Raw genomic sequence first — 20,744 nt, forward strand, 5'->3', positions numbered from 1 at the left:
TGAGGCCCCGCCGATGAAGGCCTTGCAATGACGCCTGACCTAGTCATTTTCGACTGCGACGGCGTGCTGGTTGATAGCGAGGGGCTGTCGGTTTCGGCGCTGCTTAGCATGATCACGCTCGCCGGCGGCAGTGTCAGCGAGGACGCCGCCTACGAGCATTTCCTCGGCAAGAGCATGAAAAGCGTCCGCGAAATCCTCGGCCGCGACTTCGGACTTGATATCACCGACCAACACCTGAGCGAGATGCGCGTCGAGCTGATGCGCAAATTTCGCGACCAGCTGAAACCGATCCCCGGCATCGGGCAGGTTTTGCCGAGGCTTGGCATGCCATGCTGCGTCGCCTCCTCCGGCACGCTGGAGCGCATCCGCCATGCGCTCGATGTCACCGGACTGCTCGGGTTGCTCGAGCCGCATCTGTTCAGCGCCGCCATGGTGGCACGGGGCAAGCCGGCGCCGGACCTGTTTCTCCACGCAGCCGCCAACATGGGGGCGATCCCGCAAAATTGTCTCGTCGTCGAGGACAGCCCGGCCGGCGTCGCGGCGGCACGGGCGGCGGGCATGCGCGTCCTTGCCTTCACCGGCGGTTCGCATGCTGGCAGCCCGGCACTGAAAGCGCGGCTTGCGTCGAGTGAACCGGACTTTATATTCGCTGACATGCTGCAACTGCCCGATCTGATTGCAGGCCTGGGAGCGAGAGTAAGAACACCTTGACGAACAGTTTCGTTTGCGCGGTCGATGTCGGCACCGGGAGCGCCCGTGCGGGCATTCTCGACACCAGAGGCACCTTGCTCGGCCGCGCCGAGCACCCGATCGTCATGAACCGGCCGAAGGCCGACCACGCCGAACACGATTCGCAGGATATCTGGTCGGCGGTCTGCATTGCCGTGCGCGCCGCCCGCGAAAAGGCCGGCGTGGCAACGGAGGGTATCGTCGGCATCTCCTTCGACGCCACCTGCTCGCTGGTGGTGCGCGGCAAGGATGGTAGCCAGCTCAGCGTCTCGGTATCAGGCGAAAAGCGCTGGGACACTATCGTCTGGCTCGATCACCGCGCCATTGCTGAGGCCGATGAATGCACCGAAAGCGGCCACGCCGTGCTCGACTATATCGGCGGCGTCATGTCGCCGGAAATGGAGACGCCGAAGCTGATGTGGCTGAAGCGCAACCTGCCCGGAACATGGAACGAAGCCGGCTATCTATTCGACCTCACCGACTTCCTGACATGGAAGGCGACCGGGTCGCTCGCCCGTTCGCAATGTACGCTGACCGCCAAATGGACCTATCTGGCGCATGAAGAGACCGGCTGGCGGCGCGATTTCTTCCAAGCCGTCGGGCTCGGCGATCTTTTCGAGCATGGCAATCTGCCGGAGAAGGCCAGCCCAGTCGGCGCCGATATCGGCCGGCTGAGCGCGGAAGCTGCGGCTGAGCTTGGCCTGACCGAACAATGCCGGGTCGGTGCCGGCGTCATCGACGCCTATGCCGGCGCGCTCGGCGTGCTCGGCGGCTTCGCCGGCGATGAAACCAATATCGGCCGGCATCTGGCGCTGATCGCCGGCACCTCGAGCTGCGTCATGGCGATGTCGCCCGACCCGCAACCCTTTGCCGGCGTCTGGGGCCCGTACTATGGCGCGGCCCTTCCCCGGCTGTGGCTGTCGGAAGGCGGCCAGTCGGCCACCGGCGCGCTGCTCGATCACATCATCCGCTGGCACGGCGCCGGCCGTGAGCCGGACGCCGCCATGCACGCCAGGATCGCCGGGCGCGTCGCTGAACTGCGCGCCCTGGAGGGCGAGAATCTTGCTGGAAGGCTGCATGTACTGCCGGATTTCCACGGCAATCGCTCGCCGCTCGCCGACCCGCATGCCGTCGGCGTCATCAGCGGCCTGACGCTGGAGTCCTCCTTCGACAGCCTGTGCAAGCTCTATTGGCGCACCGCTGTAAGCATCGCGCTTGGGGTGCGCCATGTGCTGGAAGCACTGAACGAGAACGGCTATCTGATCGACACGCTGCATGTCACCGGTGGTCACACCAAAAATCCGCTGCTGATGGAGCTTTATGCCGACGCCACCGGCTGCACGGTGGTCGAGCCGCTGGCCGATGAGGCGGTGCTGCTCGGCACCGGCATGATCGCCGCGACCGCCGCCCGGCTTTTTCCCGGTTTGAACGCCGCCTGCGTCGCCATGCAGCAGGGCGGCAAGACGCGAGAGCCCAATCTGGCGGCCGCCGGCCGGTTCGACCGCGACTATCGCGTGTTTTTGGAGATGCACCGGCAGAGGCAGGCGCTGGACGCGATCAGATAGGCTCGAATGGCCTGTAATGCTATCTCTGGTTCCATCGCCGGATAATTGGTTCGCTAAGGTCGTGGTCATAGCCGAGTACGCTTGTGCTGGCGGTATCCAGCACGAACAGGGCGCCATCTTGCGGCGGCAGGCCGAGCCAGCGCGCAGCCAGCACCCGCAGGAAATGCGAGCTTGAAAACACCAGGACATTGCCGTTGACGTCACGCAGCTCGTCGACGATCCGATCCGCCCTTGCGCCGACGTCCTCTGCAGCCTCGCCGTCAGGGCAGCCGTCGCGAAAGAGACGCCAGCCGGGGCGTTCGATGCGGATCTGCTTTGTGGTCAGCCCCTCGTAAGCGCCGTAGTCCCATTCCGCCAGATCGGCCTTCTTCACGCCGGCCGAACCGAAGCCGGCCAGCGTACAAGTCTTGAAGGCGCGCTGCGACGGGCTCGACCAGACGGCCTGGAACGAAAGGCCGTGCAACCGCTCAGCGACCCGCCCGGCGGCCTCCTCGCCGGCTGGCGTCAGCGGTATGTCGGTCCGCCCGGTGTGCTTTCCAGCGGCGCTCCATTCCGTCTCGCCATGCCGAACCAGGTAGATTTCGGGAAACGCGCTCATCCTCATGCCTTTCGATGGAACCTGCTATCACGCCCGCTCTTCAGGTCGAGCAACGACGCAATCATAGCGGCTTCTGTGCTCTCTCCAAACAGGCGGGCCAAACAAGCGGAATGAGACCGTACGCCTTGCTGGCTCAACGCTTCCGTTGAGCCAGCCCCTTGCCATAGCTGCCCATTTCGTAGACAAGCCGGGCGGTTAATGCGGAATCCGGGCCGATCACGGCCATTTTCCGCGCTGAGACGTGGCTTCCGGCCTTTTAGCCGACGCGCCGCAATCGGATAGGCGACAAAATGTCTGCGATCGAAGCCGGCGCTCGCGCGCCGGAAAACCTTTGGCGTCAGGAAATCAGGGCGACGCTGGCGCTCGCCTGGCCGATGGTGCTCACCAATCTCGGCCAGACCGCGATGACCGCCACCGACGTCATGATGATGGGGCGGCTGGGTCCGGACACGCTGGCCAGCGGCGCGCTCGGCGCCAACCTCTATTTCATGCCGCTGATCTTCGGGCTTGGCCTGATGCTGGCGACCTCCCCGATGATCGCCACGGAACTCGGCCGCCGTCGTCACTCGGTGCGCGACCTGCGCCGCACCGTGCGGCAGGGCCTGTGGCTGGCGATCCTCATCTCAATCCCGATCTGGATATTTCTCTGGTACGGCGAGGCCGTGTTGCTGGCCATGGGTCAGGAACCGGCGCTGGCACATCAGGCCGGCATCTACCTGCGCTGGCTCGAATGGGCGGTGCTGCCCTTCTACGGCTATATCGTCCTGCGCTCGTTCATCTCCGCGCTGGAGCGGCCGGGTTGGGCGCTGGTCATCGTCTTCGTTGCCGTCGCCTGCAATGTCTTCTTCAACTGGGTGTTCATGTTCGGCAATCTCGGCGCCCCTTCGATGGGCATCGCCGGCTCCGGCCTCGCCACGACGCTGTCCAGCACGCTGATGTTCGCCGGAATGGCGGCGGTGGTGATGCTTGAGCCGAAGTTTCGCCGCTATCAACTGTTCGGGCGCTTCTGGCGGGCCGACTGGCCGCGCTTCAAGGGCTTGCTGCGGCTCGGCTTGCCGATCGCCGGCCTCCTCGCCTTCGAGGTGACGATCTTCAACGCCGCAGCCCTTCTCATGGGCCTGATCGACGCGGCCTCGCTCGCGGCGCATGCCATCGCCATCCAGATCGCCTCGGTCAGCTTCATGGTGCCGCTCGGCCTCAACCAGGCGGCGACGGTGCGCGTCGGGCTCGCCCATGGCGCCGGCAACCCGGAAGGGGTTTCCCGCGCCGGCTGGACCGCCTTTGTCATCGGCGTGTCGTTCATGGCGCTGATGGGGCTGGTGATGATCCTGTGGCCGCAGCTGCTGATCAGCGCCTTCATCGATCTCGGCGACCCGGCCAATGCCAGGGTGATCGGGCTTGCCGTGTCGTTCCTGGCCTTTGCTGCGCTGTTCCAGATTTTCGACGGCGCCCAGGCGGTGGCCGCCGGCATGCTGCGCGGCCTGCACGATACCAAGGTGCCGATGATCTATGCGGCGATCGGCTATTGGGGTATCGGCCTGCCGCTCGGCGTGCTGCTCGCCTTCTATTCCGGCCTCGACGGTGTCGGCATCTGGATCGGCCTGTCGTTGGGGCTGGCGGTGGTGGCGGCGCTGCTTCTGGCGCGCTGGCTGCGGCGGGATAGGATCGCGCCGCCGCTCTCCTTTGGGCATTGATGAAACGGCATCGTCGCGAAGGAGGGGCGGGTCGTGATGTCTATGGATATTTTGTCTGATTGGCGCTCGCGGCCTGAAGGCTTGGATCGCTTTGCAACTCCTTTGGCAGTGGAAGACTTGAGCACCGCAAGTGCACCGCGCGGGCGAACAATTTTCGTTGCTTCTGCTGGTGCTCCTTGATGGCTGCTGCGAGCCCTAATCCGTACGGGCCAAGAAAGACGCCGGTTCCCCAGCCCGGCTGCTTTTTTTCGCGAGCGTCGTAGTCCGAAGCCTCCATGCGGGCTTGCTGGCATTCCGGCGACGCCCATTTCCGGTCTTGCTTCGAAAGCGACGCTCCATATTCGACCGGAGAGGTCGCGCATCCAGCCACTGTCGCGGCTAACGCGACGAACATTGCAATTCTCACCCCAAGCCCTTCCTGAAAGCATTGTGGAGAGTACACAGAACTCTTCTTCCAACAAGGAGATAGCTCCGAAGAGGCAGCTTCCTAGGTTCTAGTCGCCTGTCGTTCAAGCGAACGAGCGTATTGCGTCAGCGGGAAGCACATGACGAAGAAGATCAGCGCCACCAGCCCATAGACGGTGAAGGGTTCAAAGGTCGCATTGTTGATCGCGTTCGATGTCCTGACCAGTTCCTCAAAACCGATGATCGAGGTCAGCGCGGTCGATTTGATCAGCTGCACCAGGAAACCGACGGTCGGCGCGCGGGTGATCGAAAACGCCTGCGGCAGGATGATCAGCCTCAGTTCCTGCAGATAGTGGAGGCCGAGACTAGCGCCGGCGTCCCACTGGCCGCGCGGCAGCGCATCGACGCCGCCGCGCCAGATCTCGGCGAGATAGGCGCTGGCGAAGAAGGTGAGGCCAAGCGCTGCGGCGGTCCACGGTTCGATGCGCAAGCCCAGCATCGGCAGGCCGAAGAACATCAGGAAGAGCTGCATGAGCAGCGGCGTTCCCTGGAAAAGCGCGATGTAGCCCGACGCAAGCCGCCGCGCCCATTTATTCTTGGCGATCCGGAAGAACAGCACGAGCATCCCGACCACGCCGCCGCCAACGAAAGCCGCCAGCGACAAAAGCACCGTCCAGCGCGCGGCGAGCAGAAGGTTGCGGACAATATCCCAGAAGGTGAATTCGATCATGACACGCCGGCTCCCAGAGCGCGGCGGCCGCCGCTGACCAGCAGCCGGCGCAGCCCCATGGACAGGACGAGATAGACAATCGTCACCACGAAATAGGTCTCGAAAGCGCGGAAGGTGCGCGCCTGCAGCATGTCGGCCTCGTAGGTCAGTTCGCGCACCGCGATCTGCGACACCACGGCCGACTCCAGCATCATGATGATGATCTGGCTGGTCAGCGCCGGATAGATCACCTTGAGCGCCTGCGGCAGCACGATCTTGACGAACACCTGGCGCGGCCTGAGGCCGAGGGCCAGTGCTGCTTCCGTCTGTCCGCGCGGCACCGCGTCGAGCCCGGCGCCGACGATCTCGATCGTGTAGGCCGCCATGTTGAGCGTCATTGCCAGCATGGCGGCCAGCAGCGGATCGAGCCTCACGCCGATGCTGGGCAGCCCGAAAAAGATGAAGAACAGCTGCACCAGGAACGGCGTGTTCCTGATAATTTCGACATAGATGCCGATTGCCCGCTTGAGCGGCAAGGGGCCGTTTCGCCGGCCCGCCGCGCCGAGGATGCTGAGGAGCGTCCCCGCGAGCGTGGTCACGGCGATCAAGAGGACCGTCGTGGCCGCCCCGCGCGCGATCGCGCCTGTCGCATCGGCAAGCCAGCCGAAGTCGAGGCTGTAGCCCATGATAGGTCCTTAACCCGGAGATCAATCCTTGAGGTTGTCGGGATTGAGCGGCGTCTTGAGCCAGGCCTTCGAGCTTTCGTCCAGCTTGCCGTCGGCCAGCATCTTGGCGACCGCGTCGTTCACCGCCTGCTTCAGGCGATCCTCGTTCTTGTTGAGGCCGATATGCGAGGGTGAGGTGAGGAGCTGGAACTTCTGCTCCGGCTTCAGTGCCTCCTGGCGGGCGAGCACCTGGGCGCCGACGTCGTTTCCGACGACCATCAGCTGGGTCTGACCCGAAATGAAGGCCTGGATGACGGAATTGTAGTTGTCGAAACGGCGGATGTCGGCCGAGGCGGGTGCTGCCTCGGTCAGCGACGTATCTTCCAGCGTGCCGCGGTTGACCGCGATCGACTTGTCGGCGAGATCGTCCTTGCCTTCGACCTTGAGCGCGGCCGGGCCGATCACGGCGATATAGTAGGGCGCGTAGGCGGCGGCGAAATCGATCACCTGCTCACGCTCCTTGGAGTAGCCGACGCTCATCAGGATATCGACGCGCTTGTCGGTAAGATATGGGATGCGGTTCTGGCCGGTCACACTGACCAGGTTGAGCTTGACCTTGAGCTGGTCGGCGATGAACTGCGCCACGTCGATGTCATAGCCCTTGATGCTCATATCGGCACTGGCCGAGGAGAAGGGCGGAAAGTCGGAGAAAATGCCGACATTGATGGCGCCGGCCTTGGTGATGTCATCGACCGCGTCGGCGTTGGCGGCCTGGGTGGCGAGACCAAAACCGGCGAGCAGCAGCGCGGCGGCGATGGATGATTTGAGCTTCATGTGAAATGTCATTGTCGTTCCCCTGCTGGAAGCTTGTTTGTTTGAATGCGGCCGCCGGCTCCAGCGCGGCGGTCGCCTTGGATTTGCTGTCGGACTCCTCAGGCTCCCTTGCCTGTTATCGCCGGGCTGAACACCATCAGGCTGAGAATCTCGAACAGCACCTGCGCGCCGGCATGGGCGGTGTTTGTGGTCGCGTCATATTGCGGCGCCACCTCTACGACGTCGCCGCCGATGATGTTGAGCCCCTTCAGGCCGCGCAGCAGTTCAAGCACTTCCCGCGTCGTCAGCCCGCCGACTTCCGGCGTGCCGGTGCCGGGCGCGAAGGCCGGGTCGATGCTGTCGATGTCGAAGGACACATAGGTCGGGCCATCGCCGACGATCTGGCGCGCCTTCTCGATGATGGCGGGCATGCCGAGGCCGCTCACCTCTTCGGCATGCACCACGGTCATGCCGGATTCGTAAGTGAACTCCCACAGATACTCGGCCGAGCCGCGGATGCCGATCTGGATGGTGCGCGACGGGTCGAGCACGCCGTCCAGCACCGCGTTGCGGAACGGCCCGCCATGGTGGAACTTGGTCATGTCGAACAGGCCGCTGGTATCGCAATGGGCGTCGATATGGATCATGCCGACTGGCGCCTTTTTGCCGACGGCCTTCAGGATCGGGTGGCTGATCGAATGATCGCCGCCGACCGATAGCGGGATGACGCCGGCGTCGACGATCTGGTTGGTGCGGCGCTCGATGTCGTCATGGCTGGTTTCCAGCCGGTAGCGGCTCTGGAACGGCACGTCGCCGATGTCGGCCACCTTCAGCTCATGCGTAGGGGCGCATTCCAGCACATGATTGTAGGGGCCGATGCGCTCGATGGCACGCAGCGCCCTTGGCCCGAAGCGGGCACCGGGCCGGTTAGTGACGCCAAGATCCATCGGCACGCCGATCATCGCCACCTGCAAATCGCCGAAGTCCGGATGGTCGGCGGCAATTTGCCGGTAGGGCGCGGCGAGGAAGGTCGGGATGCCGGAATAGGGCGCCAGCCGCGTGCCGCTCTTGGAAAAGATCTTGTCGGCGACACGCCGGAATTTCGGGTCGAACATTTCGCCGCCATGGCTTTCGCCATATTTGCGACGCAACGCTTCGAGCTTGCCGCGATCATAACCCATGTCGGTCCTCCATGGCTGGCGCAGTGCGGCCATCAATGACGGTCGCCATCCCGCCGGCTGCCTCCGGATTTCAGGTCTTGATGCTGTTCGACCCAAAGTGTCTTGCAGCTGCATTGAAAAATCAATTGATATTGTTAGGGTCTTTGCTGTGAGAAAATCTCACATTAATGTTGAGCACGATCTTATCCGAAAACCGGGTTCCACTTCTGGGAATCGTGACCCTTCGAGGCTCCCATGGCCAAGCGTCTGCCTCCGCTGAGTCCATTGCGCGCCTTCGAGGCGACGGCGCGCCACGCCTCGCTGACCAAGGCGGCGGCTGAGCTCAACGTCACCCACGGCGCCATCAGCCATCAGATCAAGGCGCTTGAACAGTCGCTTGGCGTCAAGCTGTTCGGACGCGCCGGCCAGCGGGTGAAGCTCACGCCGCACGGTGCCGAATTGCTGCCGGCGGTGTCGACCGCCTTCGACGGCATCGCTGCCGCCACGCAGCGCATGACCAGGCCGGCCAGCACCGGCGCACTATCAGTGTCCTGCGTGCCGGCGTTGCTGCTGCTGTGGATGATCCCGCGGCTCGGCAGCTTCACCTCGCAATACCCCGACATCAGGCTGACGCTGATCCCGTCCAACGACGCCAAGGACATCCGGGCACCGCACATCGACGTCTGCGTGCACTATGGCGACGGCAGCTGGACCGATTGCTGGATGCGCAAATGGTCGGGCCTCGAACTGTTCCCGGTGGTCAGTCCGACGCTGATCAACAACCGTCCGATCCGCACCGTGCGCGATCTCGCCGATCATGTCTTCCTGCATGGCGACGACGGCCGTGAATGGCACACCTGGCTGGCCGCCGCCGATGCGTTGGATCTGGAGCGCGGCCGCCGCCATCATCTCGGCGACGCGCGCATGGCGAGCGAGGCTGCGGTTCATGGTCATGGCGTCGCGCTTGGCGATACAGTGACGGCAAGCGGGCTGCTCGCCAGGGGGCTGCTTGTCGCGCCGTTCAGCCTGTCGGTGCCGGCGGTCGACGATTTCTACGTCGTCTGTCGCAACGAGATGAGGTCGGCGCCGATCGTGCAGCTGTTCATCGACTGGCTGTTTGCCGAAAAGGAGCAGGCTGACGGCCGCGCCGATGCGCCGGTGGCGGGCCGCATCGGCATCCGCAGGAAGCGCCCGGCGCTGCGAGTGGTTGGCACCAAAACCGCGTCCTGAGGCTGCAATTGCCGAAGCCGCGTGCTTGCCGCAAGGGTTTCTTTTTGTCGGGCCAGCCCGCAAAGCGGGAAGCGCTTTCAAAAATTCAATGCTAAGAGGCATTCCGCAGGGAGCGAGCAGTGAAGGCGGCATCGAGACATGACTAAGACCGATATAGCGCGGCGCGTCTACAACCACACCTGGAAGCTCGACCCGATCGTCCGCAGCCTGCTCGACACCGATTTCTACAAACTGCTGATGCTGCAGATGATCTGGGGCATGTATCCCAAGGTCGATGCCACCTTCTCATTGATCAATCGCACGACCTCGGTCCGCCTTGCCGACGAGATCGACGAGGCGGAACTGCGTGATCAGCTCGACCATGCCCGCACCTTGCGCTTTTCCAAGAAGGAGATGATCTGGCTCGGCGGCAACACTTTCTATGGCCGCAAGCAGATTTTCGAACCGGAATTCCTCGCCTGGCTCGAAAATTTCCAGTTGCCGGAATACGAGCTTTCCAAGCGCGATGGCCAGTACGAATTAAGCTTCAGCGGCCCGTGGATGTACACGACCCTTTGGGAGATCCCGGCGCTGGCAATTATCAATGAACTTCGATCTCGCGCGGCCATGCGGGCGTTCGGCCCCTTCGCGCTCGACGTGCTCTATGCCCGCGCCAAGGCCAAGATGTGGGCCAAGACCGAGCGGCTGAAAGCGCTGCCCGATATCCGCATTTCCGACTTCGGCACCCGCCGCCGTCATTCCTTCCTGTGGCAGCGCTGGTGCGTCGAAGCGCTCAAGGAAGGCATCGGTGAGGCTTTCACCGGTACGTCCAACGTGCTGCTCGCCATGGACAACGACCTCGAAGCGCTCGGCACCAACGCGCATGAACTGCCGATGGTGTTCGCCGCGCTCGCCAATTCGGAAAAGGAATTGAAACAGTCGCCCTACAAGGTGCTGCAGGACTGGCAGCGCTACTATGGCGGCAATTTGCTGATCGTGCTGCCGGACACCTTCGGCACCGCGGCGTTCCTGCGTGACGCGCCGGACTGGATCGCCGACTGGACCGGTTTTCGCCCCGACAGCGCACCGCCGATCGAAGGCGGCGAAAAGATCCTTTCCTGGTGGCGCGGAAAGGGCAAGGACCCCAGACAGAAGCTGCTGATTTTCTCCGACGGGCTCGAGGTCGAGACCATCGAGGAAACCTACCGCCATTTCCACGGCAAGGTGCGCATGTCCTTCGGCTGGGGCACCAACCTGACCAATGATTTCGAGGGCTGCGCACCGACCGAAACCAACCGGCTCGACGCCATCTCACTGGTCTGCAAGGTCACCGAAGCCAATGGCCGCCCGGCGGTCAAGCTCTCCGACAATCCGGCCAAGGCCACCGGCGACGAGAAAGAGATCGAGCGTTATATCAGGATCTTCGGGGAGAAAGACCGCGTGGAGCAGCTGGTTAAGGTGTGAGGGGTGAAGGAACTCTTGCGTAGTATGAGTTCCTTCGCGCCCCCCTCTGTCCTGCCGGACATCTCCCCCACGAGGGGGGAGATTGGCTGTCATCTACACCTTCGCCAATCTCCAACGTCGCATGGAAGGCGCCGATCGAACGAACTGCCGATCTCCCCCCAAGTGGGGGAGATGTCCGGCAGGACAGAGGGGGGCGCCGTAGAGCGCTGTCGTCTTTCGCTGGCTCTATTGCTTGCAGCCCTGTGTTTCGCATCGCCCACCGCCGCCTTCGCCCATGCCTCCGATCGCGGCCACGTCCTGCTTCTGCCCACCGGCTACTACGTCGCCGGCGGTGCGCTCGCGGTCGCCGCCAGCTTCCTTGTCCTGGCACTGCTGCCCTCAGACTTTCCTGCCCGCTTCTGGCGGCGGCGTCTGCCGCTCTTCGCATTCGGCGACGGTGCACGGGCAACCGTTAGCCTGATATCCTTTGCCGGCTTTACAATTCTTGTCGCGGCCGGCCTGTTCGGCAGCCGCGATCCGCTCTCCAACCCGCTGCCCCTAGCGATATGGACGCTGCTCTGGGTCGGGCTCGTTTTGCTGCAGGGGCTGTTCGGCAACCTCTGGTCATGGCTGAACCCCTGGTACGGGCCTTGGCGTGTTGTTTCCAGCCTGTTCGGCAAGCGGCAGACTTGGCGCCCGCCCCCATGGCTCGGCTGCTGGCCGGCTTTCGTTCTGTTCTTCGCCTTCGCCTGGTTCGAGCTGATCGACCCGGCGCCCGACGATCCGGCGCGGCTCGCCTCGGTCGCCGGCCTTTATTGGCTGCTGAGTTTTGCCGCCATGCTGGTGTTCGGCTACCGCGACTGGAGCCGGCGCGGTGAGTTCCTGACCGTCTTCTTCGCTATGGTGGCGCGCTTCGCCCTCCTTGAGCGCAATGAAGTCGAGCGCAATGAAGGCGGCCGGCTCAACCTCTGCTGGCCGGGCGCCAAGCTCGGCGATGCCGCGCCGCTGTCGCTCAGCGGCAGTGCTTTCCTGCTGCTTGCGCTGTCGTCCGTCTCCTTCGATGGCCTGTCGAAAACCTTCTTCTGGCTCGGCCTGTTCGGCATCAACCCGCTGGAGTTTCCGGGACGCACGGCGGTGATCGGCATCGGCACCTTCGGGCTCGGGCTAACGTTCGTCTTGCTCGCTGCCGCGTTCGTCGTTGCCGTTGTCCTTGGCCAGCGTCTTGCCGGCAGCCCGCATTCTCTCGGTCGAGCCGCAGGGCTGCTGGTCTGGTCGATCGTGCCGATCGCGCTCGCCTATCATGTAGCGCACTACCTGACGGCGCTGCTTGTCGACGGCCAATACGCGGTGGCTGCGCTTTCCGACCCGTTCGCGCTGGGCTGGAACCTGTTCGGTACCGCCGGCATGCAGATCGAAGCCGGCGTCGCCGCCGGCGCCGGCTCGGCATGGTGGCTGTGGAATGTCCAGGCTGGCGTCATCATCGCCGGCCACATGCTGGCCGTGCTCGTCGCGCATGGCCTCGCCTGGCGACTGCATCCGGTTCCCGCCCGCGCCGCGCTCAGCCAGTTTCCGCTCACCGTGCTGATGATCGCCTATACGGTCTTCGGCCTGTGGTTGCTTGCCACGCCGGCGGCCGGATGAGACAAAAGCCCGGCTCAATGGCGTCGATTGAACCTTGGGGAAAGCCCGCTTGCCACGTCAGGGCTTTGATGATTTAGTTTGTACACATGCAATTTCGGCGCTCTTACCAAGAGTGGCCCGCCTCGCTACAGCCATTGGTCAAAACTCAAAAACAAGGGGAACTGCCGTGACTGACAAGAATGGGTTTTTCGATCTCTCCAAAACCGGCCTCACCCGCCGCACGGCGCTCAAGGGGTTGGCCGCAGGCGCCGGCCTCGCCGTCGCGCCTGGGTTCGTGCGCTACAGCCAGGCGCAGAGCTCGGCACCGATAAAGATCGGCTTCCAGTCCCACCGCACCGGCATCGGCGCCGCTTATGGCCGCTGGTACGAGAGGACCACCGCTGCCGCGGTCAAGGCGATCAACGAAGCCGGCGGCATCAACGGCCGGCCGGTCGAGGTGATCATCGAGGATGACGGCACCGACCCCGGCCGCGGCGCCGAAGTGGTCGGCAAGTTCGCCACCCAGCACAAGACCGACATTGTCTATGGCACGCTGTTTTCGCATGTCGTCATTGGCTCGGCGCCGGCCGCCGGCGAGGCCAAGATGCCTTATTTTGTCGTCAGCGAAGGCCACCATGTCGCCTCGACCAAGCTCAACCGCTACGTCTTCCAGCCCGGCATCACCGACGTGAAGAGCCAGATCCAGGCGATGGCGCCGTGGATCGCGGCGAATGCCGGCAAGAAGGTGACGCAGATATTCCCCGATTTCGCCTTCGGCTATGACCATCGCGACTACCTGCCGCCGGCGCTGAAGGCGCAGGGCGCCGAAGTCATTGCCCAGATCGCCATCCCGCCGACGGAATCGTCCTTCACCAAATATTTTCCGCAGATCCCGGCCGAAACCGAGGTGATCTACCACGTCATGGTCGGCCCGGCGGTGCTCACCTTCGTCAAGGAACTCGGCGAATTCTATGGTTCCAACCGGCCGCAGCTGTTCGGCTTCATCGATTCGCTCGAAGCCACCGACATCAACAGCCCTGGCCTCGAATTCCTCGACGGCAGTCACTTCTGGGAAGGCTCGCCGCGCTACGCACAGCCCGATGATTCCGCCGCGCAGAAGGCCTATCGCGCCGCCGTCGGCATCGACGACAATGGTGCCGCTGTCGGCGATCCGAAGGATGTCTCCACCGCCGCGCACATGTTCGGCTGCTGGGAAACGCTCTATGTCGTCAAAAAGGCCATGGAGGATGCCGGCTACAAGGGTCCGGAAGACCGCGCCAAGCTGGTCGAGGCCACCGAGGCCCTCACCGAATTCGCCGAGGGCCCCGAGCATCCGCAGGGGCCGAAGACCTTCAACGGCAAGATCCACCAGTGTTTTGGCATCCAGAACATCTCCAAGGTCGAAGGCGGCCGGCTGAACGTCGTCCACAAGACCAAGATCGAGGACGGCCTCTACGAGCCGGAAGGGGATTACACGACCCAGCCGCTGTGAGCTTAGCTGTTTTAGCCGTAGTGCGCTTCGAGCGATCCCCCTCTGTCCTGCTGGGCAGTCCGGCAGGACAGAGGCGGGTGCGCTTCGCACCTGCCTTGGGCGCATAACCGATGCACTTCGGACCTCATCTTCTCCTCGCTGCCCTCGAAGGCCTCGTCACCTCCGCCGTGCTGGCGCTGACGGCGCTTGGGCTGTCGCTGGTGTTCGGCGTCATGCGCGTCGTCAATGTCGCCCATGGTGAGTTCTTCATGCTGGGCGCGGTACTCGCCTGGGCGATCTCCACGGCGATATCGGGCCACCCGGCACTCGGTTTTCTGGCGGCCCTCGTGCTTGCGCCGCTCATCGTCGGCCTGATCGCGCTCGTCTCCGAACGGCTGGTGCTGCGCCGGCTGAATTACAATCCGGAAGCCACAATCGTCGCCACTATCGGCATGCTCTACATCATCCAGCAACTGGCGCTGACCTTTTATGGCCCGGAGGCACGGCCGGTGGAGCCGCCCTTCAGCTACCGCATTCTTTTGCCGTGGTTCGGCTACTCCGGCTACAAGCTGTCGATCATCGCCGCATCCGCGCTTTTGCTCGTTGCGACGTGGTTCGTGCTGACGCGTACGAAAATCGGCCTCGTCATGCGCGCCACGCAATATGACAGCGAAACGGCGCAGGCCTTCGGCATTCCGGTCGACCGCGTCTATGCCGGCGTCTTCGCGCTCGGCGCTATGCTGGCGGCGGTGGCCGCGGTGCTGATCGTGCCAATCAGCCAGGCGCATTATCTGATGGGGCAGGACCCGCTGCTGCTGTCCTTCATCGTCGTCATCATAGGTGGCCTCGGCTCGCTGCGCGGCACCGTCGTCGCTGCCGTGCTCATCGGCCTGTCGGACGGCATCATCTCGGTGTTCTTCTCGCCGACGCTGGCCAAGATCATCGCAACGCTGCTGGTTGCCATGGTGCTGGTGTTCCGGCCGCAAGGCCTGTTCGGGACGTCATCGCGATGAAGGAGGCTTCACCGGCAAAAGCCTACGCTTTGCATCTGGGCGTCATCGCCCTGCTGTTCGCCCTAAGCTTCGTCCTGCCGGAATATCACCACGGGCTGCTCGCCCGCATCATGGTGCTGGCGGTCTTCGCCATGGGCTACAACATGTTGTTTGGCTATGTCGGGCTGCTCAGCCTCGGCCACGCCATGTTCTTTTCGGCCGGGCTCTATGGGGCAGGCCTTGCCGTCATCCATCTCGGCTGGAGCGTGCCGGCCGCCTTTGCCGCCGGGCTTGCCTGCGGCGCGCTTCTCGCGCTGGTGATCGGCGTGCTGGCGCTGCGCACTTCCGGCGTCGCCTTCATGATCGTCACCATGATGTTCGCGCAGGTGTTTTATCTCATAATCCTCTATTTCGCGGCCTGGACCGGCGGCGACCAGGGCCTGGTCGTGCCGCAGTCGGCGCGTGTGCTTGTCTTAGGCGACACGTCGTTCGGCCTCACCAATCCGACCGTGCGCTACATGAGCGCGCTCGTCCTGTTCTCGATCGTGCTGCTGGTGGCGCTCGTCATCGTCCGCTCCAGGTTTGGCCGTGTGCTGGTCGCCATTCGCGAAAACGAGGAGCGGACCAAGATGCTCGGCTACGATACGTTTTCCAACAAGCTCGCCGCCGTCGTCGTCTCCGGCACCATCTGTGCTGCTTCGGGCGCCGCTTACGCGCTGCTGTTCGGTTATGTCGGTTCGACTTTCGCCTCGGTGCAATATTCCATCCTGCCGCTGCTCTGGGTGCTGCTCGGCGGTGCTGCGACCACGCTCGGTCCGCTTATCGGCACGTTGTTCATGTACTATGTCGTCGACATCACCAGCGGCTACACCTCGGCCTATCTGCTGATCGTCGGCATCGCTCTCATCTTGCTGGTGCTGTTCTTCCCCAGGGGCATTCTCGGCACCATCCGCCAGCGCTGGCTCGGATGGCTGCCATGATGCCGCTGCTGACGACCAAAGGCCTGTCCCGCAATTTCGGCGGCCTGCGCGCCGTCGACGGTGTCGACTTCGCACTCATGCCGGGCGAGATTCGCGCCGTCATCGGCCCCAACGGCGCCGGCAAGACCACCTTCGTCAGCCTGGTCAGCGGCCGCATCCAGCCGTCCTCGGGCATGATCGTCTTCGACGGCGCCGACATCACCAACCTGCCGGCCTACGCCAGGGTCCGCCTCGGCATCGCCTACACTTTCCAGATCACCAGCGTCTTTGCCAATCTCACCGCTTACGACAACGTCGCGCTGCCGGTGCAGCGCACGCTGACCGATGGCCGCTCGAAAGGCGCCGTATATGCCGGCGCCATGGCGGCGCTCGAGCGCACCGGCCTTGCCGACCGCGCCCATATGCCGGCCGGTCAACTGTCCTATGGCCATCAGCGCCTGCTCGAAGTGGCCATGGGGCTGGCGCTGAAACCGCGCCTGCTGATTCTCGACGAGCCGACGCAGGGGCTGGCCGACAGCGAGATCGACAATTTCATCGGGCTGGTGCGCGAGATCGCCAAAGGCGCCACCGTGCTTCTGATCGAACACAACATGCCGGTGGTCATGCAGCTTGCCGACCGCATCACCGTCTTCAACGCCGGCAAGATCCTGGCCGAAGGCACGCCCGAGCAGGTCCGTGCCAATGCCGAGGTGCAGGATGCCTATTTGGGGACGGCCCCATGACTGAACCCCGGGCTGAAGCTCTGACCATCTCCGGGCTCGACTGCTTCTATGGCGAGGTCCAGGTGCTCTACGGCCTCGACCTCGTGCTGAACAAGGGCGAGGTGCTTTGCCTGTTCGGCCGCAACGGCGCCGGCAAGACGACGATGCTGAAGGCGATCATGGGCCTCGTTACCTCACGCGCCGGCTCGATCAGGCTCGACGGCAAGGAATTGACCGGCCTGCCCGCGCACGACGTGCCGAAGGCAGGCGTCGCCTATGTGCCGCAGGGCAGGCGGCTGTTCGCCGAGATGACGGTGGCGGAAAACATCGAGATCGGGCTGATGGCGCGCGGTAAGGGCAAAGCGACGCGCGAAAACGTGCTCGACCTTTTCCCGCTGCTGCGCCAGCGGCTGAGACAACGCTCCGGCACGCTGTCAGGCGGCGAGCAGCAGATGCTGGCCATGGCGCGGGCCCTGTGTCTCGAACCGCAGGTGCTTCTGCTCGACGAGCCGACCGAAGGGCTGATGCCGTCGATGATCGCCAGGATCCGTGAGACCGTGTCGAAGCTGCGCGACCTTGGCGTTTCGACGATCCTGGTCGAGCAGCGCGTCGATGCCGTGCTGTCCGTCGCCGACCGGGTCTCGTTCATCGAGAACGGCCGCAACCGCGAAACCGTCGATGTCGAGGACCTCCGCGCCGACCCTTCGGCGGTCCGCCGCTATGTCGGCGTCGGTTGATCAGCCAAAGAACAGAAAACCCGCGCTCAGGAATATCGGGATCAGCACCGCACCCGACCACGCCATGTAGCCGAAGAAGCCCGGCATTTTGACGCCGCGATGTCTGGCAATGGCGTAGACCATGAAGTTCGGTGCGTTGCCGATATATGTATTGGCGCCCATGAACACTGCGCCGGCCGAGATCGCCGCCAGCGTCGAGGCGAAGGTGGTCATCAGATGCTGCGGATCGCCGCCGGCGAGCTCGAAGAACACCAAATAGGTCGGCGCATTGTCGAGGAAGGATGACAGCGCTCCGGTCATCCAGAAATACGCAAGGTCGTTGGGCTCGCCCGTGGGCGAAGTAACAAGCGAGACCAGCGGCGCCAGCGCGCCGTCGGGGCCGGCCCTGAGAATGGCGATGACCGGCACGATGCAGATGAAGATGCCGGCGAACAGTTTCGCCACCTCGGCAATAGGCTCCCAGTGGAAGTTGTTCGCCTGCCTGTGGCTCTTGGGCGAGACGCCGAGCGAAAGCAAGGCAAGCGCCAGGATGATCGCGTCGCGCACGAGGTTCTGCAATTCAAGACTCACGCCCTGGACGGAGAAAGCCACGCCCGGCTTCCAGGTCGCGGAAAGCAGGATCGCGCCGATCACCCCGGCCAGCAGCGGGACGTTGGGCAGGCCTCGGATGCGCACCTTCGTGTCCGGTGTCGGATCCTTGATCTTCGGTGCGCCGGCCTCGCGGCGATGCAGGATGATGTCCATGGCCAGGAAGACGGCCAGGACCAGGCCGCCGACGAACAGTGTCTCCTGATAGAGATTGGTGGTGGTCCAGAAGAAATCGACGCCGCGCAGGAAGCCGACGAACAGCGGCGGGTCGCCGAGCGGCGTCAGCGAGCCGCCGATGTTGGACACCAGGAAAATGAAGAAGATGACGACATGGGCGTTGAACGGCCGGTTATCGTTGGCGCGCAGGATCGGCCGGATCAGGATCATCGAGGCGCCGGTCGTCCCGATGACCGAGGCGATCATCGCCCCGATCAGCAGCAGTCCGGCATTCACCAGCGGCGTGCCATGGATGTTGCCGGCGACGAGGATACCGCCCGAAATGGTGAACAGCGCAAACAGAAGAATGATGAACGACATGTACTCGGTGAGCAGCGCATGCAGTACCGCCTCTGTGGCCGAAGGCATGCCGAACGCCACCGCCAGCGGCACGACCGCAAGGGCCGACCAGAAGAAGGTGACCTTGCCGTAGTGATGCTCCCAGACATGATGAAAGAGCAATGGCCCGGTGGCGATCGACAGAAGCAGGCCGGCAAAGGGCAGTGCCCACCACAGCGACATTGTTTCGCCCGGCAATTCGTGGGCCTCGGCTGCGAGCGCTATTCCCGGAAACAGGGTTGCGACTGCCACCACTGCGCCCACCGTCAAAGCCGCCGCAAACCGCATAAAGCCCCCTCTGGAATTGTGTCGGATGCGATTGGTGATGTTCAAGCCAGCGTCACGCCGGCATCGCGCATTCGGTTCAGCATCGTCTCGACGGAGCCATTGAGGTCGATGCCGCGGCAGGCGTCGAGCCTCACTGTTGTGTGGAAGCCCTGCTTGACCGCATCCAGCGCCGAAAAGGCGACACAGAAATCGGTCGCAAGACCGACCAGGGTCAGCGTGTCGATGCCGCGCTCGCGGAGATGGCCGGCAAGGCCGGTCGGCGTCGTATGGTCGTTCTCGAAGAAGGCCGAATAGCTGTCGATCTCCGGGCGGAAGCCCTTGCGGATCACCAGTTCGGCCTTGGTCCAGGCAAGGCCCGAATGGAAATCCGAACCCAGGCTGCCCTGGATGCAGTGGTCGGGCCACAGCGTCTGCTTGCCATAAGGCATGTCGATGGTCTCGAACGGCTGCTTGCCGGGATGACTGGAGGCAAAGCTCGAATGGCCGGCGGGATGCCAGTCCTGCGTCAGCACGACATGTTCGGTCCGCCGGATCAGGTCGTTGACCAGCGGCACGATCTCGTCGCCGCCGGCCACCGGCAGCGCGCCGCCCGGGCAGAAATCGTTCTGCAGGTCGATGATGACAAGCGCTTCGTCGGCCATGAAGCCTCCCTCTTGCTTGTCCGGAGGCATGATCCGAACCCGAAGTCTGCCGAGACGTGCAATCCGGTGTTCGAACCTACCGATAATGCCGCTGACGCAACGGATGAAGAAATTTGACTAGATGGCCGGCTGCGTCAACTCCGACGGCGTAACAAATGCGTACCGTCGCGCTGATACGGGCGCCGGCGCAAACTCTGGCTTTGACAATTCTTGTCGGCTTGATATCATTTGCATACGAATGAATTTGACCGGCCGGAGTGCCGGAAGGATCCCTATCTCTGGGAAGGCAAAGCGTGATCCGTTACGCGAAACCCACCACTGTCGACGAGGCGCTCGCTTTACTTGGCGAGGCTCCGTGGCGCATCCTTGCCGGCGGCACCGATTTCTATCCGGCGCAAGGAGCCAAGCCTTTCCGCGAAAATGTCCTCGACATCAACGGTCTGGCGGCGCTGCGCGGCATCGCCGAAACCGAGGATCATTGGGTCATCGGCGCGCGCACGACCTGGACTGATCTTGTCCGCCATCGGCTGCCGGCGGCTTTCGATGCGCTGAAGCAGGCGGCGCGGGAAGTCGGCTCCGTGCAGATCCAGAACGTCGCCTCCATCGCCGGCAATCTCTGCAACGCCTCTCCGGCTGCCGACGGCGTGCCGGCGCTGCTCGTTCTCGACGCCGAAGTCGAACTGCGCTCGGTGGCGATGGTCCGCCATCTGCCGCTGGAAAGATTCATCCTGGGGAACCGCCGCACGGAACTGCAGCCGGGCGAAATGGTCACCGCCATCCGTGTGACGAAAAACGCGGCCACCGGCACGTCGGCTTTCGTGAAGCTCGGCGCGCGTCGCTATCTCGTCATTTCCATCGCCATGGCGGCCGCCCGCCTGACCATTGAGGGTGGCATCGTCGGCAATGCTGCCGTCGCCGTCGGCTCCTGCTCGGTTGTCGCCCAGCGTCTCTCGAGCGTCGAAGCAGCCTTGCGCGGCCTCCCGGTTGACAACGCCCTCGCCACTGCGATCCAGTCTGCATCGATGGACGAGTTGTCGCCGATCGGCGATGTGCGCGGCAGCGCCGAATACCGGCTGGACGCCGCGCGCGAGATCGTAGCCCGCGCCGTGCTTGGTGCAGCGGGTCACGCATCGAATGACAAGGCGGTGGCGGCATGAGCAAAGCCCACCCTGGCATGACCA

20 protein-coding genes are annotated in these 20,744 nt (G+C 63.8%); 12 read left to right on the forward strand and 8 right to left on the reverse strand.

Features of this window, described 5'->3' with window-relative positions; all coding sequences use genetic code 11:
* The first annotated feature begins 27 nt into the window (after positions 1-27).
* Together NKH36_RS00275 and NKH36_RS00280 are read left to right on the forward strand one after the other, a co-directional pair.
* Positions 28-711, forward strand: a complete 684-nt coding sequence (locus NKH36_RS00275; protein WP_352959502.1) for an HAD family hydrolase — start codon at positions 28-30, stop codon at positions 709-711.
* On the forward strand, positions 708-2,294 hold the full coding sequence (locus tag NKH36_RS00280; protein WP_352959505.1) for an FGGY-family carbohydrate kinase: 1,587 nt from the start codon (positions 708-710) through the stop codon (positions 2,292-2,294). Before NKH36_RS00275 ends, NKH36_RS00280 begins: the two co-directional genes overlap by 4 nt.
* A gap of 19 nt (positions 2,295-2,313) precedes the next feature.
* Here the strand turns inward: NKH36_RS00280 and NKH36_RS00285 are convergent, their stop codons facing one another.
* Positions 2,314-2,892, reverse strand: coding sequence for a histidine phosphatase family protein (locus tag NKH36_RS00285; RefSeq protein WP_352959508.1), 579 nt, complete (start codon positions 2,890-2,892; stop codon positions 2,314-2,316).
* A 290-nt stretch (positions 2,893-3,182) separates the two neighbouring features.
* On the opposite strand from NKH36_RS00285, the gene NKH36_RS00290 reads away from it, so the two are divergent.
* Positions 3,183-4,586 (forward strand): MATE family efflux transporter, encoded by a 1,404-nt coding sequence (locus tag NKH36_RS00290; protein ID WP_352959510.1) that lies wholly within the window; start codon positions 3,183-3,185, stop codon positions 4,584-4,586.
* Between the two features lie 40 nt (positions 4,587-4,626).
* Here the strand turns inward: NKH36_RS00290 and NKH36_RS00295 are convergent, their stop codons facing one another.
* The 5 genes from NKH36_RS00295 to speB form a co-directional block, all read right to left on the reverse strand.
* On the reverse strand, positions 4,627-4,992 hold the full coding sequence (locus NKH36_RS00295) for a hypothetical protein (protein WP_502911937.1): 366 nt from the start codon (positions 4,990-4,992) through the stop codon (positions 4,627-4,629).
* An 81-nt stretch (positions 4,993-5,073) separates the two neighbouring features.
* Positions 5,074-5,721, reverse strand: coding sequence for an amino acid ABC transporter permease (locus NKH36_RS00300; RefSeq protein WP_352959514.1), 648 nt, complete (start codon positions 5,719-5,721; stop codon positions 5,074-5,076).
* Positions 5,718-6,386: an amino acid ABC transporter permease gene (locus NKH36_RS00305; protein WP_352959517.1), complete on the reverse strand. Its 669-nt coding sequence runs from the start codon at positions 6,384-6,386 to the stop codon at positions 5,718-5,720. The genes NKH36_RS00300 and NKH36_RS00305 overlap by 4 nt, the downstream gene beginning before the upstream one ends.
* Positions 6,387-6,407: 21 nt before the next feature.
* Positions 6,408-7,211, reverse strand: a complete 804-nt coding sequence (locus NKH36_RS00310; protein WP_352959519.1) for a transporter substrate-binding domain-containing protein — start codon at positions 7,209-7,211, stop codon at positions 6,408-6,410.
* 86 nt (positions 7,212-7,297) lie between these two features.
* On the reverse strand, positions 7,298-8,359 hold the full coding sequence (gene speB, locus NKH36_RS00315; RefSeq protein WP_352959522.1) for an agmatinase: 1,062 nt from the start codon (positions 8,357-8,359) through the stop codon (positions 7,298-7,300).
* A 234-nt stretch (positions 8,360-8,593) separates the two neighbouring features.
* On the opposite strand from speB, the gene gcvA reads away from it, so the two are divergent.
* From gcvA to NKH36_RS00355, 8 genes are all read left to right on the forward strand, one after another.
* Positions 8,594-9,568, forward strand: a complete 975-nt coding sequence (gene gcvA / locus NKH36_RS00320; RefSeq protein WP_352959525.1) for a transcriptional regulator GcvA — start codon at positions 8,594-8,596, stop codon at positions 9,566-9,568.
* Positions 9,569-9,706: 138 nt separating this feature from the next.
* A complete protein-coding gene (gene pncB, locus NKH36_RS00325; RefSeq protein WP_352959528.1) occupies positions 9,707-11,011 on the forward strand; it encodes a nicotinate phosphoribosyltransferase in 1,305 nt (434 codons plus the stop codon).
* Positions 11,012-11,182: 171 nt separating this feature from the next.
* Positions 11,183-12,631 (forward strand): hypothetical protein, encoded by a 1,449-nt coding sequence (locus NKH36_RS00330; RefSeq protein ID WP_352959531.1) that lies wholly within the window; start codon positions 11,183-11,185, stop codon positions 12,629-12,631.
* Between the two features lie 166 nt (positions 12,632-12,797).
* Entirely contained in the window at positions 12,798-14,102 is a 1,305-nt protein-coding gene (locus NKH36_RS00335) for an ABC transporter substrate-binding protein (protein WP_287337270.1), read from the forward strand.
* 110 nt (positions 14,103-14,212) lie between these two features.
* Entirely contained in the window at positions 14,213-15,094 is an 882-nt protein-coding gene (locus NKH36_RS00340) for a branched-chain amino acid ABC transporter permease (RefSeq protein ID WP_352959534.1), read from the forward strand.
* Positions 15,091-16,053, forward strand: a complete 963-nt coding sequence (locus tag NKH36_RS00345) for a branched-chain amino acid ABC transporter permease (RefSeq protein ID WP_352959537.1) — start codon at positions 15,091-15,093, stop codon at positions 16,051-16,053. Before NKH36_RS00340 ends, NKH36_RS00345 begins: the two co-directional genes overlap by 4 nt.
* Positions 16,050-16,775, forward strand: coding sequence for an ABC transporter ATP-binding protein (locus tag NKH36_RS00350; RefSeq protein ID WP_352959540.1), 726 nt, complete (start codon positions 16,050-16,052; stop codon positions 16,773-16,775). The genes NKH36_RS00345 and NKH36_RS00350 overlap by 4 nt, the downstream gene beginning before the upstream one ends.
* The gene (locus tag NKH36_RS00355) at positions 16,772-17,491 is read left to right on the forward strand and encodes an ABC transporter ATP-binding protein (protein WP_352959543.1); all 720 of its coding nucleotides are present in this window, start codon (positions 16,772-16,774) and stop codon (positions 17,489-17,491) included. The genes NKH36_RS00350 and NKH36_RS00355 overlap by 4 nt, the downstream gene beginning before the upstream one ends.
* Here the strand turns inward: NKH36_RS00355 and NKH36_RS00360 are convergent, their stop codons facing one another.
* Positions 17,492-18,922 (reverse strand): sodium:proton antiporter, encoded by a 1,431-nt coding sequence (locus NKH36_RS00360; protein WP_352959546.1) that lies wholly within the window; start codon positions 18,920-18,922, stop codon positions 17,492-17,494.
* Positions 18,923-18,963: 41 nt separating this feature from the next.
* Positions 18,964-19,563: a bifunctional nicotinamidase/pyrazinamidase gene (gene pncA / locus NKH36_RS00365; protein ID WP_352959549.1), complete on the reverse strand. Its 600-nt coding sequence runs from the start codon at positions 19,561-19,563 to the stop codon at positions 18,964-18,966.
* Positions 19,564-19,856: 293 nt separating this feature from the next.
* On the opposite strand from pncA, the gene NKH36_RS00370 reads away from it, so the two are divergent.
* On the forward strand, positions 19,857-20,720 hold the full coding sequence (locus NKH36_RS00370; protein WP_352959552.1) for an FAD binding domain-containing protein: 864 nt from the start codon (positions 19,857-19,859) through the stop codon (positions 20,718-20,720).
* The last annotated feature ends 24 nt before the right edge of the window (positions 20,721-20,744 follow it).

Origin of the sequence: Mesorhizobium sp. M1312 (genome assembly GCF_040318115.1) — a bacterium.
In the GTDB taxonomy this organism is placed as follows: Bacteria; Pseudomonadota; Alphaproteobacteria; order Rhizobiales; family Rhizobiaceae; genus Mesorhizobium.